The following is a 12262-nucleotide window of genomic DNA, read 5'->3' as shown; positions in this document are numbered from 1 at the left end:
CGGGGCGGGGCGGGGCGGGAGGGCGGGGGGATGGTCAGGGGGTTAGGGGGAGGGTGGTGGAGTGGAGGAGGCGGGCGTCGTCGGTGACGACGGCGTGCAGGTGGCCGTCGAGGCGGTCGAGCCAGCCGACGCCGGACTCCCCCATCGCCATCGCGGCGGTCGCGTACGCGTCGGCAAGGCCCAGGTCCGCCCCGACCACGGTGACCGAGCGCAGCCCGCGGGCCGGCACACCCCGACGCGGGTCGTGTACGTGGTGGCCCCGGTGCTGGACGCCCGAGGTGGCGACCGCCAGGTCGGTGCCGGCGAGCACCAGGCAGGTGGCCGTCGGGTCCCAGGGGTGCGCGACGCCGATCCGCCACGGCCGTCGGGTCGGGGACAGCCCGCGCACCACCACGTCGCCGCCGGCGTTGAGGCAGTGGTTGCCCGCCCCTGCGGCGACCAGGCGGTCCGAGGCGACCTGCGCCGACCAGCCCTTCACGTAGCCGGACGGGTCGAGCCGGCCGGTGGCGTACGCGTCGAAGAACCCGTCGGTGACGCGCCACAGGTCGGCGCAGCGTTCCAGCACCGCCCGCAGGTCCGCCGACGCCTCGGCCAGGGGCAGCTCGCCCCGGTCGAGGCGGCACACCTCGCTGTCGTCGCGCCAGGTGCTGAACCGGGCGTCGACCTCGCGCAGCCAGTCGAAGGTCTGCTCGGCGAGTTCGTGCAGGGTCGCGGCGGGCAGGTCGTCGGCCAGGTCCAGGCTGATCGCCGTACCCATGATCTGCTCGACCCGGCGCAGGCCGGGCCGGGCCGGTGCCACCGGCACCTCAGCGGGCCCGGTCGATCGCGGCCTGGAGCGACTTCTTGTACGCGTCGCTGGTGGCGGTGGCGTCGGAGACGGTGTCCAGGCCGGCGCTCTGCCTGCGCACCACCTCGCCGGACGTCCCGCTGTAGGTGGCCTGCACGTCGTCGCTGCGCTGGCCCGACTGCCCGCTCTGCGGCAGCCCGATGCCGGTGGCGTTGACGATGCGGGTGCCGGAGAGGGTGATCTGCACCGACAGGGTGCCGTACTCGTAGGTGACCTGCGGGCCGCTGACGGTGCGCAGGGTCGGCCTCGGCGCGCTGCTGGTGGGAGCCGGGGCCGCCGGTCTCGGCGCGTCGGCGCCCGCCCGGCCGGTCGGGCTCTGCCGGGCGCCCGGGGTGGGCCGGGTGGAGCGGGCCGGGCCGGAGGCGGTCGGGGTGGAAGCGGCCTCGGGGAGCGCGGCCGGGTCGGAGCCGGCGGGGACGACCGGTGGCTGCTCGACGGCGGCGACCTGGCTGGCCCCCGGGGAGCCCTTCAGCACCACCAGGGCGGTGGTGCCGGCGGCCAGGCCGGTGATCGCGAGGAGCGCGCGACGCATCTGAAGTGCCTCTCTCACAGCTCGAACGTGGCGAGGTGGATCTGCCGGCGCGGCACGCCGGCGGCGCGCAGCGCCCGTACCGACTCCTCGACCAGGCCGGCCGGCCCACAGAGGTAGACGTCGCGACGGGCCACGTCCGGCACCAGGCGGCGCAGCCCGTCGGGGCTCATCACCTGCCGAGGGCCGGGGTCGTCGCGGGACCCGATCACGTACCAGACGGAGGTGTGCCGGGCCTGGGCCAGCCAGTCCAGCTCGTGGTGCATCAGCACGTCGGCGGGGGTACGGGCGCGGTAGATCAGCGCCGCCCCGGGCGGCAGCTCCTCCAGCATCGCCCGCAGCGGCGCGATGCCGCTGCCACCGGCGATCAGCAGCGCCCGCTCCCTGGTCCGGTGGGCGGCGGTGAAGGTGCCCGACGGGCCCTCCGCCCAGACCCGGGTGCCGGAGTCGAGGTCGCGCAGGTCGGCGGTGTGCACGCCGACGACCTTGACGGTCAGGCGCAGCCAGCGGCCGTTGGCCGCGGCGGAGAGCGAGAACGGGTGCGACTGCCACCAGCAGCCGCGGGCCAGGAAGCGCCAGCGGAAGTACTGCCCGCCGAGCATGTCGATCTGGTTGAGCCGTCGGCCGGTCAGGTAGATCGACACGGTGTCCGGACTCTCCGCCACCACGTCGGCCACCCGCAGCCGGTGCCGCAGGTTGAAGTGCAGCGGGGCGACCACCCGCCCCCAGAGCAGGGCGGCGAGCACCAGCAGGTAGGCGGCGATCCAGCCGGTGCGCACCGGACCGGGCGGGTGCAGCTGCGCGCCGTTGCTGAACTGGTGGCCGAAGCCGAGCAGCAGCGCGGCGTAGCTGGCCAGGTGCAGGTGGTACCAGAGTTCGTAGGGCATGACGGTGCGGATCGCCCGGATGCCGGTGCAGCCGATGAGGACCATGATGCCGGCGGCGAGGAACGCGGAGAGCATGTCCTCGTAGTCGCGCAGCAGCACGCCCACCTCGCCGGGGACGGACTCCCCGTCGGCCTCGGCGTACGCGACCAGCAGCAGCGACAGGTGGGCCAGCACCGCGACGAGCAGGGTGGCGCCGAGGTCCCGGTGCAGGCGGGAGATCCGTTCCCCGCCGACCCAGCGTTCCAGCGCGCCGAGGCGGCTCATCATCAGCACCTGCACCAGCAGCAGGTAGCCGGCGACCAGCCCGGTGATCCGCCCGGCGGCGGTGAGCAGGTCGCCGGTGTCCTTCAGCGCCCCGGCGGGGGTGTCCAGCCACCACGGCAGCACGGCGGCCACCAGGCCCGCCCAGAAGAGCAGGGCCAGGGCCCGCCGGCCGCCGGGCCCGCGTCGCGGCGGCGCCGGTGTCGGGGGTACGGGGGCAGCCGAACGGCCGCCGTGCGGGGAGGTCGTCCCCGTACGGCGGCCGGCGGCCCAGGTGTCCTGGTATGTCACGCGTACAGCTTCATGGGGGTGTACTTCTGCCTCGGGAAGATCTTGTCCACCTCGGCGTTGGTCAGGCCGAACCGCCCCTGCGCCACGCTTCCGTAGACGTTGAACATGTTGTTGTACTCGGGTACGTCGCCGGAGTCCAGATCGTTCAAGCCGTTCCAGGTGCCCAGCAGCGAGCCGGCGAGCTTACGGCCCGACAGGACGGTGATCACCCCGCCGTGGCCGTGGTCGGTGCCGCCGCCGTTGGAGGCGACCCGCCGGCCGAACTCGCTGGACACCATGACCGTGACGTCGGCGGCGGAGTCGCCGAGGTCGGTGAAGAACGCGGCCAGCGCCGTGGCGAGCTCGTTGAGCCGCCGGTGCAGTTGTCCGCCGGGGCGGGTGCCCTGGTTCTCGTGGGTGTCGTAGCCGCCCATGCCGACCGTGGCCACCCGGACGTTCGCCCCGCCCTTGATCAGTTGGGCGAGCTGCTGGAACGCGGAGCCGACGCCCCTGTACTCCACACCCTCGGCCGGCTGGTACGGCCGGGCCGACAGCTTCTGCGCGGTGGTCAGCGCGGACATGCCGTCGAGCACCGCCTCCTGGACCGGGTGGTTGATCCCGGTGAACAGGCCGCGGATCGCCTTCTCGGTGGCCGCCCGGTACTTCTCCTCGCCGTTGAGCTTCAGCGAGCCGACGTTGTTGATCGAGAGCGCGCCGTTGTTGCCGACCAGCGACCGGGGCAGCGTGCTGCCGATGCCGACGCTGCGGAACGCGGTGCCCTTGCCGAGCGCGTCGACCAGGCTGTCCAGCCAGCCCCGACCGCCGGTCTCACCGGGCAGGCCGCCGAGGTTGCAGGCGTCGGCGGCCTGGAAGTGGCTGCGGGACAGCCGCTCGTCGGAGACCGCCGGGACGAACCCGAGCTGCCCGGCCCGCAGCCACTTCTCCAGCGGCGCGAACGCGCTGGTCAGCTTGAAGCCGCGGCCCAACGCCAGCGAGTCGTCGCCGAGCAGCAGGTCGGGGCGGGCCTTGGCCAGCACCGGGTCCTCGGCGGGGGCGACCAGGCTCAGCCCGTCCAGCCCGCCGTAGAGGAAGACGTGGATCAGGGTGCCGGTCTTCGTCGCGGCGAACGACGCGGAGGTGGTGACGAACTGGGCGGTGGCCAGCGCGGTGGCGGTGGCGGCGGCGCCGGCGACGAAGGTCCGCCGGGTCACCCCCCGCCCGTCCTGCTGGGCCTCCTCCAGGTCCTCCAGCCGGCGGTACCGGTCGGCTTCGGCGGCGTTCTCGGCGGCGACGACGTCGGCCTCCGCGCGCAGCAGCGCCTCGGCCGGGTTGTCGGCCAGCCGCCGCACGTCGGGGCATTCGGGGTGCAGGGGGAACGAGTGCACAGTCTTCTCCATCGGGTGCCTCACCGGAGGTGGTGCTGGGGGGAAGCGAGGATCGCCCGCGCGACGGCGGTGACGGCCCCGTTGAACGTCGCGTCGACCTTGGCGCCCGCCGGGACGCCGGCCACGCTCAGGATCAGCGCCTTCTCCTTGGCGCTCAGCTTCTGGTGCACCAGCCGCTGGGCGAGCGCGTCCACGTACGCCCCGGCGGTGGTTGGCGGTCGGGCCACCAGCGCCTCGGCGGGCGTGAACGTGAACTCGGTGCGGTAGCCGGCGAGCAGGTCCCCCGCCTCGTTCCAGCCGCTGACCATCGTCCCGGCGGAGGTCCAGGCGACGTAGACGTCGGGGTAGCCGTCGGGGGTGGGCTGGCCCATCGGGTACTGGCCGAGCTGGCGCAGCTTGTCGTGGATCTGCCGCAGGCCACGCGCGAAGGCGGGCCGGCCGCCGTCCTGCTTGAAGGCCGGCGAGGCCTCCGGCCGGACGTTGAGGGTGCGGTACGTGGCGATCAGGTACTCCATCGGCCGGCGCACCTTCTGCCCCACCGCGGCCCAGAACTCCGAGGAGCTGAAGAGCGTCATCAGCAGCGGCTTCACCATGCCCTTGTTCACCGTGTACGTCTTGGCCAGCCGGTCCACCAGGGACTTCGGCGGGGTGTCCGAGACGAACCGGGTGGCCAGGCTGCGCGCCACGTACTGGGCGGTCGACGGGTGCAGGGCGATGTAGCGCAGGTAGGAGTCGATGGCGGCGTCGGCCTGCTTCGGGTCGTCCGAGGCGTTGGCGTGGGTGAAGCCGAGGATCTTCACCTTGCCCCGGTAGTGCTGGTTGGCGCGGAAGACGTACTTCCCGTCCTGGACACCCCGCCCGGTCTGCAGCAGGGCCGCCTGCCGCACGTCCTTCTCGGTGTATCCGCCGTCGACGCCGACCGAGTAGAGCTCCAAGTTCTCCCGGGCCAGGTTCTCGTTGACGGCGTCGGCGCGCGAGTCGTTCTGGTTCAGGTAGAGCAGCAGCGCCGGGTGCCTGTTCGCGGCGACCAGCATCTCCGGGTAGCTGCCCAGGGCGTGGGCCCGTACGACGTCGCGGTCGAAGGAGTTGCGGTAGACCTCGCCGCCGTCGAAGTCGGCGGCGACGTGCAGGAAGTCGTTCCAGAAGTCGACCATCACCTCGAAGAGTTGGCGCTCCGACCAGATCTGCCGGGCCAGCGTGGCGTCCACCGTCTCCTTCTCCGGCTGCACGCCCCGCTCGTTGAGCTGGTCGCGCTGCTCGCGGAGCTGCTGCGGGCTCAGCTTGAGGCTGGGCAACTCGGCGAGCTTCAGCTCGGCCGGGCTCGGCGAGATCTTCTCCGGGTCGAGCTGCCAGCGGATCCAGCCGTCGATGCCCATCCGCCGGATGTCGGCGAGCACCTTGGGCGTGGCGCCGAAGGTGGCCCGGCTGGCCAGGTGCCGGACCGGGTCCTTGGCCAGGACGGTCTTCACCGTCACCGGGGTCTCCGCGGCGGCGGAGGCCGGGCCGGAGTAGAGCCGGCCACCGGTGGGGTTGTTCTTCTTCAGCACCGCCCCGGCCCGGGAGCCCATGTAGCTCTCGTTCTGCTCGGTGTAGGTGCGCACCCTGCTCGGCTGCTGGCCGCTGGGGCGGGCGGCGGTGCCGTCGGTGACGGTGGTGCCGGTGGCGTCGCCGGCCACCGCGCCGTCGTCGAAGAACCCGCGCACGGCCGGGGCGAGGGCCGCGCCGCCGGCCACGACGGCGGCGACTCCGCCGATGGTGGCGAGGGCACGACGCCGGCCGGTGCGGCGGCCCGGCTCGTCGTCATCGTCCAGCGTGGGCAGTCCGGTTCCGGCCGGCTGGTGGAAGCTCTGTCGGCCCAGCCCTTCCGGGCCGACCCACTGCGGACCCTGGGCCGGCGGCGCGGCCGGGTACCCGGGGGCCACGTCCCTCGGTCCCTGGTACTGCGGGGCGTACGGGTGTTGCCCGGGGTTTCCACCGCGGTCGTCCCACGGTCCACGCGGTGGCACGTTCTGGTCGGCCATGCACCAATCCCGATTTCTTGAAGGCGCCGACACGCTGCGACCGGAGCGGGGCGAAGGGTGCGGCGACTGTTGCCTGAGGGGGTTGCTACGGGAAAGTAACCAAGCGGTTCACCTGCCTCAAGACGGCCGGAGAGGCCCACTCACCGCACTTAAGGCACCGCTCAGCAGCGCAGAAGATGAGGCGGTTTCACCCCGGCTGGGCAGCACCGTCCCGAGCAGGGGTGACACGCCCGCCGACGGCCCGGGCGTAACGTTTCCTGCGTACGCGGCGCTGGACGCGACGTTCACCGGCACAGTGAAACTTAAGGAAGGGATAAGCCTGTGCTGAGCCGCCCCTGAGCAGGCCCCGGCCCGGTCGCGAAGTTAGCAGCGGCAGGAGTGCGTGAGCCGCCGCCGCAGCGGGTAAGCCGCCGAACCGCTGAAGCCGTGAGGGGAAGGCACCGCCATGCTCAGCAAAGAGGATCAGCGCAGATTCGAACAGATCACCCGGAACCTGCGGGAGAGCGACCCGAAGTTCTTCGCGAGACTCGACCATCGGGCGCGGGCCCGGCGCGGGCGCTGGCTGATGCTGCTCACGATCGTGCTCTGGGCGTCGCTGCCGGCGATGACCGTACTGGCCGGACGGCCGGCGGGCGCGATCTGTGCCGTGGTGTTGGCGGTCAACGCCGCACTGATGTGGCGCTTCCGCCGCCGCTGGCTGTGACCGTGGCATCCGGTCGCCCCACCCGGACACCGAGATCTTGGACAGTTGGCGTCCGACCAGGACGGTAACTGTCCAAGATCCGGTGTCCTGCGCACAGCCGGACGTCGCCGCCGGGGCTCGTGCGGCCGCCGGTCACCGCGCTACGACCGGCCGAAGGTCCGATACCCGCGTCGCAGCCGCTCCAGCAGGCCGGGGCCACCGATCGCCGGAGCGGGCGCGCCGAGTTGCCGCAGCAGCAGTTCCGGGCCGGTCGCCAGCGTGGCCGGGCGGTCCGGCAGCGGCACCGGCGGCAGCCAGAACCGGTCCACCGCCTCGTCCAACGGGGCCGCGGGCAGGCCCGCCAGCACCCGCGCCGCACCGGCGGCCGGAGCGCCGTCGTCGCCGAACGGGCCACCGGGTACGACGCCGGCGACGCCTGCCGGCGCGGGGACGGTCACCGGCCCGTCCCCTCCGGACGACCCGGCCGCCACGTCCACCCCGGACGCGGCGGCGCGTCGCGTACGCAGCCGGTCGAGCAGGTCGGCCCGGCTGCGGCCCCGCCAGTGCAGCAACTGGAACGGGTCCGCGTCGAACGCCTCGGCGAGCAGGTAGAACGTCGCGGCGAGGTGCTTGCAGGGCACCGCGAAGTCGGGACAGCTGCACCGCTGGCTCAACTCGTCGACCCCGGCCGGGAAGAGCGGCGCGCCCGCGTCGGCGAACACCTGCTCCAGCTCGGCCGGGAGGTCACCGGCGAGCAGCCGGGCGCTGAAGAACGCCTGCCCGGCGAGGTCCCGCTCGAGGAGTTCCCAGAGCTCCGCCGGGAAGGGCGCCAGCGCGATGGTGACCCGGTACGGCTCGGCCCGGGAGCCCTGCACGCTCGCCGTCACCCGGCCGGGCGTCACGTCGAGCCGGAGCACCTGGCCCCGCCGCGCGTACGAGCGGCCACGGGTGAGCCGGGTGCCGAGCGCGAACGACTCCAGCACCTCCAGGAAGCGCCGCGACCACCAGGACACGCCGATCGCGCCCCGGGTGCTGCGCGCCCTGAGCCCGCCGTCGACCCGGCGCGGACGGCCGAAGTCGGCGAACCGGCCGGCACCCGCCGGGCCGCCGCCGGCCCCGGCCGCAGCGTCGTCCGGCCGGGGCGTGGAGTTCCGGCCGGTCACTCGACCACCGCCCCGGCCTCCAGGGTGAACAGTTCGCGCAGCTGGGCGGTGGAGAGCTCGGTGACCCACTGCTCGCCGCTGCCCACCACCGAGGCGGCCAGGCTGCGCTTGTCGGCGATCATCGCGGCCACCTTCTCCTCCACGGTGCCGGCGCAGACGAACTTGCGGACCTGCACCCGTCGGCGCTGGCCGATCCGGAACGCCCGGTCGGTGGCCTGGTCCTCCACCGCCGGGTTCCACCAACGGTCCACGTGCACCACGTGGTTGGCGGCGGTGAGGGTGAGCCCGGTGCCCCCGGCCTTGAGCGACAGCACGAAGACCGGCGGGCCGTCCGGGGACTGGAACCGGGTCACCATCGCGTCCCGGTCGGCCTTGCCGACCCCGCCGTGCAGGAAGAGCACCTCCCGGCCGAAGCGGGCCGACAGGTGACCGCGCAGCATCCCGCCGAACTCGGCGTACTGGGTGAAGAGCAGGACCTTCTCCCCGGCCGCGAGAACCTCGTCGAGGATCTCCTCCAGCCGTTCCAGCTTGCCCGAGCGTCCGGGCAGGGCGGAGCCGTCGCGCAGCAGTTGGGCCGGGTGGTTGCAGACCTGCTTGAGCCGGGTCATGGTGGCCAGCACCAGGCCGCGCCGCTCCATCCCGTCGCTGGACTCGATCTTCGCCAGCATGTCGTCGACGATCGCCCGGTAGAGCGAGGCCTGCTCGGTGGTCAGGTTGCAGACCACCTCCATCTCCAGCTTCTCCGGCAGGTCGGAGATGATCGAGGAGTCGGTCTTGAGCCGCCGCAGCACGAAGGGGCCGGTCATCCGGCGCAGCCGGGCGGCCGTCTCGGCGTCGGAGTGCCGCTCGATCGGCACCGCGTACGACTTCTTGAAGCTGGACGCGGGGCCGAGCAGCCCGGGGTTGGCGAACTGCATGATCGACCAGAGGTCGGCGAGGCGGTTCTCCACCGGCGTGCCGGTGACCGCCACCCGGTGCCGGGCGGGCAGCGACCGGACCGCCTCGGCCTGCCGGGTCGAGGCGTTCTTGATCGCCTGCGCCTCGTCCACGACGACCCGGTGCCAGGCCAGCGAGGCGAGTGCGGCCGCGTCCCGGGCGGCCACCGAGTACGTGGTGAGCACGAGGTCGGCGGCGTGCACCGCCTCCTCGAACTGCGCGCCCCGGGCCCGGTCCGCGCCGTGGTGCACGTGCACCCGCAACCCGGGGGTGAACTTCGCCGCCTCCCGCTGCCAGTTGCCGACCAGCGACATCGGGCAGACCAGCAGGGTCGGGCCGACGCCGGGCGGGTCCCCGGCGAGCAGGGCGAGCAACTGCACCGTCTTGCCCAGCCCCATGTCGTCGGCGAGGATCCCGCCGAGACCGAGCGACTGGAGGAAGACCAGCCAGGCCAGCCCGCGCCGCTGGTACGGCCGCAGCGTGCCCTTGAACGCAGGCGGCGGGTCGAGCGGGGTGAGCCGGCGCTCGGCCTCCCCGGCGAGCAGGTCCCCCAACGGCCCGTCGGCGCTCACCTCCAGCACCGGCAGCGCCTCGGGCCGGTCGCCCTCGGCGAGGCCGAGCCGGAGCAGGTCCGCGACGGTCAGCTCGCCGGAGGAGCGCAGCAGGCGCAGCCCGGCGGCGAGCCGCTTCGGGTCCAGCTCCACCCACCGGCCGCGCAGCCGGACCAGTGGCGTCTTCAGCGCGGCGAGGGCGGCCAGCTCGTCGGCGTCGACGGTCTCGTCGCCGAGCGCCACCTCCCACCGGTAGTCGACCAGGGCGTCGAGGCCGAGCCCGCCGGCGGCGTCGGCGACCGTGCCGGGGGCGGTCCGTCCGCGCGCCCGTAGCCGGGCGCCGAGCCGCGCCGACGGGCGCTGCCACCAGGAGGGCAACAGCACCCCGAAACCGGCGGCGTGCAGCACCGGCGCGCCGTCGCGCAGGAACCGGTGGGCGCCCTCGGCGTCCAGCTCCAACTCCTCCGGCGCCGCGGTGCGCAGCGCCGCGTCCAGCTCCGGCCAGAGCCGCCCGGCCCGCCCCAGCTCGGCCAGGAGCGTCTCCTGCGGGCTCTCCAGCGACCCGGCCAGCACGGGTACGGTCTCCGGCGCCCGCCACACCTGCCCGGCCCCGACGTGCAGGCCGGGCTCCTCGGCGGCCTGCAGCCCGAACTCGACCCGCCAGGGGCCGTCGCGCCGGACCACGGTGGTCGGGTCCGCCGGCACCACCACGAGCGGGTCGACGATCTCCTCGGCCTCCGGCTCGACCAGGCGGAAGCTGGCCCGTACCGCACCGCCGGCGGCGTCGCGCTGCCAGGCGTCCAGTTCGGTGCGCAGGGTGCGCAACGGCTCGGGCTCGGCGGTGAATCCCCGGTGCGGGCCGGTCAGCGCCGTCAGCCAGCCGCCGACCACGCCGTCGCGCCGGCCGCCCCGGGCCAGGTCGACGTCGGCGAGGGCGAGCCGCGCGGCGGCGTCGGTCAGGGCGTCCAGCGCGTCGGCGACCAGCGCGGCGGCGTCGACTCCGACGGTGTCCCGTGCGGCACGGCCACCGCCGCCGGCCGCACCGGTGGCCCGGGGCGGGAACGGGACGGCGGCGGCGCGGGCGGCCGGAGGCAGGGCCAGCGCCAGCGACCGGGCCCAACCCGCGTCGACGCCGGTGAGCAGGGGCCGCCACACCGCCCACGCCGGCAGGTGACCGTCGGCCACGCCCGGCCGACGCCACCGGCCGGCCGTCTCGGGGGCGCCGTCGGCCACGGCCGGGGTGAGGGTCGTCGCGCCTGTGCTGTCGGCCGGGGTGGGGGCGGCCGCGCCGACCAGGGTGGCCGGCGACCTCGGCGGCGGGTCGGCGAGGCCGGGCAGCACCCGGCCCCGGGCCACCAGATCGACGGCGAAGTCGGCCAGCCCGGCGAGGTGACGCAGGGTGGCGCCGGGCACGGCCGGGCAGCCGGCGAGGGTACGCAGCAGGGCCAGCGCGTCGTCCGGGTCGTACGCCAGCACGGGGGCGCGCCACCCGGCGAGGGTGACCGGACCGCGCACCGGCTCGACGACGGTGGTCCGGACCAGTTCGGGCGAGTCCAGCGGCGAGCCGGCGCGGGTGGGGAGGGTGAGTGGCAGGGACCCGGCCACGGCCGGGACGTCGCCGAGCGCGGCGGCCAGCGTGGCGTGGTCGGCGGCGAACGGGTGCGGACGTTCCCGCGGCGCGCGGCCGGGCCGGCGCGGCGCGCGCGCCGGCAGCGCGCTGTCCTCGGCCCAGACGGCGAGACCGGCACCGACCAGCCACACCCCGTGGATGACCAGCACACTTCCCCCTCGTCGACGCCCGGGCCCAGGATAGGCGGCGCGGTCAGGCTACCGTCGGCGCCATGTTCGACCTTCTCGTGATCGGCGGCCTGGGAGTGGACCTGCGGGTCCACGTGCCGGCCATCCCGCCGCCCGCCGCCGACTCGCTGACCGTCCCGCCGATCCGGGCCCGGATCGGCAACACCGGCGCCGGGGTGGCCCTGGCCGCGCACGCCCTCGGGCTGCGGGTGGCCCTGGTCGACGTGCTCGGCGCCGACCCGGCCGGCGAGGTGGTCCGCGCGGCGCTGGCCCGGACCTCGGTGCACACCGTGCTCGCGGAGAGCCCCGGCGGCACCCGGCAGTCGGTGAACCTGGTGGACCCGGCGGGACGGCGGATGTCGCTGTACGACCCGGCCCCCTGGCCGGGGGCGGACGCCCCGTTCGACGACGACCGGCTCGCCGCGCTGGTCCGCGACGCCGCCCACGTGCACGTCTCGATCATGGACTGGGCACGGGACCGACTGCCGGTGCTGCGCGCGGCCCTGCCCGACGGGGTGGCACTCTCCACGGACCTGCACGACTGGGACGGGCAGAACCCGTACCACCGCCCGTTCGCCGAGGCGGCGGACCTGGTCTTCGTCAGCGGCGTACGGCTGGGCGACGACGCGCCCGCGCTCGCCGCCGCGCTGGCGCCCCGCACGGTGCTGGTGACCCGGGGCGCGGACGGCGCGGACCTGTACCCCGGCGACGGCGCGCGCCACCACGTGTGGGCCACCGTGCCACCCGCCCCGGTCATCGACAGCAACGGCGCCGGGGACGCCTTCGCCGCCGCGCTGATCGCCGGCCGGCTGACCGGCGTGGCACTGCCGGACGCGGCCGCGCACGCCGCCCGGGTCGCCGCCGCGGCGTGCACCCACGACGGCATGGAGTACCCGCCCGGCCTGCTGCCGACCCGCTGACCCCGCCGCTGCC

Annotated in this window: 9 protein-coding genes; 2 read left to right on the top strand and 7 right to left on the bottom strand. The window is 74.8% G+C overall.

What is annotated here, in order from left to right:
* Positions 1-34: 34 nt before the first annotated feature.
* Genes ACPFP2_RS06180 through ACPFP2_RS06160 form a run of 5 tightly spaced genes read right to left on the bottom strand, consistent with a single transcriptional unit; the run spans position 35 to position 6200 of the window.
* Positions 35-757 carry an FAD:protein FMN transferase gene (locus ACPFP2_RS06180; RefSeq protein WP_424086985.1) on the bottom strand — a complete coding sequence of 241 codons (723 nt, stop codon included), beginning with the start codon at positions 755-757 and terminating at the stop codon, positions 35-37.
* A gap of 49 nt (positions 758-806) precedes the next feature.
* Positions 807-1379, bottom strand: coding sequence for an FMN-binding protein (locus ACPFP2_RS06175; RefSeq protein WP_424086949.1), 573 nt, complete (start codon positions 1377-1379; stop codon positions 807-809).
* Between the two features lie 14 nt (positions 1380-1393).
* A complete protein-coding gene (locus ACPFP2_RS06170) occupies positions 1394-2815 on the bottom strand; it encodes a ferredoxin reductase family protein (protein ID WP_424086947.1) in 1422 nt (473 codons plus the stop codon).
* Positions 2812-4191, bottom strand: a complete 1380-nt coding sequence (locus ACPFP2_RS06165) for a DUF1501 domain-containing protein (RefSeq protein WP_424086945.1) — start codon at positions 4189-4191, stop codon at positions 2812-2814. The genes ACPFP2_RS06170 and ACPFP2_RS06165 overlap by 4 nt, the downstream gene beginning before the upstream one ends.
* Before the next feature lie 8 nt (positions 4192-4199).
* Positions 4200-6200 (bottom strand): DUF1800 domain-containing protein, encoded by a 2001-nt coding sequence (locus ACPFP2_RS06160; protein WP_424086943.1) that lies wholly within the window; start codon positions 6198-6200, stop codon positions 4200-4202.
* Positions 6201-6645: 445 nt separating this feature from the next.
* Here ACPFP2_RS06160 and ACPFP2_RS06155 point away from each other — a divergent pair, with 445 nt between their 5' ends.
* The gene (locus ACPFP2_RS06155) at positions 6646-6903 is read left to right on the top strand and encodes a DUF3040 domain-containing protein (protein ID WP_424086942.1); all 258 of its coding nucleotides are present in this window, start codon (positions 6646-6648) and stop codon (positions 6901-6903) included.
* A gap of 140 nt (positions 6904-7043) precedes the next feature.
* On the opposite strand, the gene ACPFP2_RS06150 is transcribed toward ACPFP2_RS06155, so the two are convergent.
* Both ACPFP2_RS06150 and ACPFP2_RS06145 read right to left on the bottom strand, forming a co-directional pair.
* Entirely contained in the window at positions 7044-8045 is a 1002-nt protein-coding gene (locus ACPFP2_RS06150) for an SWIM zinc finger family protein (protein ID WP_424086940.1), read from the bottom strand.
* Positions 8042-11311 carry an SNF2-related protein gene (locus ACPFP2_RS06145; protein WP_424086938.1) on the bottom strand — a complete coding sequence of 1090 codons (3270 nt, stop codon included), beginning with the start codon at positions 11309-11311 and terminating at the stop codon, positions 8042-8044. The genes ACPFP2_RS06150 and ACPFP2_RS06145 overlap by 4 nt, the downstream gene beginning before the upstream one ends.
* A gap of 62 nt (positions 11312-11373) precedes the next feature.
* Here ACPFP2_RS06145 and ACPFP2_RS06140 point away from each other — a divergent pair, with 62 nt between their 5' ends.
* Positions 11374-12249 (top strand): carbohydrate kinase family protein, encoded by an 876-nt coding sequence (locus tag ACPFP2_RS06140; protein ID WP_424086936.1) that lies wholly within the window; start codon positions 11374-11376, stop codon positions 12247-12249.
* The last annotated feature ends 13 nt before the right edge of the window (positions 12250-12262 follow it).

Source organism: Micromonospora citrea, assembly GCF_049629545.1.
GTDB lineage: Bacteria > Actinomycetota > Actinomycetes > Mycobacteriales > Micromonosporaceae > Micromonospora > Micromonospora citrea_A.
Note: the sequence above shows the minus strand (reverse complement) of the source record. Positions and strands in the feature narration are given on the sequence as shown.

Coding starts and splice junctions, on each gene's coding strand:
- ACPFP2_RS06140 (WP_424086936.1), top strand. CDS start 11,374: ATGTTCGACCTTCTCGTGATCGGCGGCCTGGGAGTGGACCTGCGGGTC.
- ACPFP2_RS06175 (WP_424086949.1), bottom strand. CDS start 1,379: ATGCGTCGCGCGCTCCTCGCGATCACCGGCCTGGCCGCCGGCACCACC.
- ACPFP2_RS06180 (WP_424086985.1), bottom strand. CDS start 757: ATGGGTACGGCGATCAGCCTGGACCTGGCCGACGACCTGCCCGCCGCG.
- ACPFP2_RS06160 (WP_424086943.1), bottom strand. CDS start 6,200: ATGGCCGACCAGAACGTGCCACCGCGTGGACCGTGGGACGACCGCGGT.
- ACPFP2_RS06155 (WP_424086942.1), top strand. CDS start 6,646: ATGCTCAGCAAAGAGGATCAGCGCAGATTCGAACAGATCACCCGGAAC.
- ACPFP2_RS06165 (WP_424086945.1), bottom strand. CDS start 4,191: ATGGAGAAGACTGTGCACTCGTTCCCCCTGCACCCCGAATGCCCCGAC.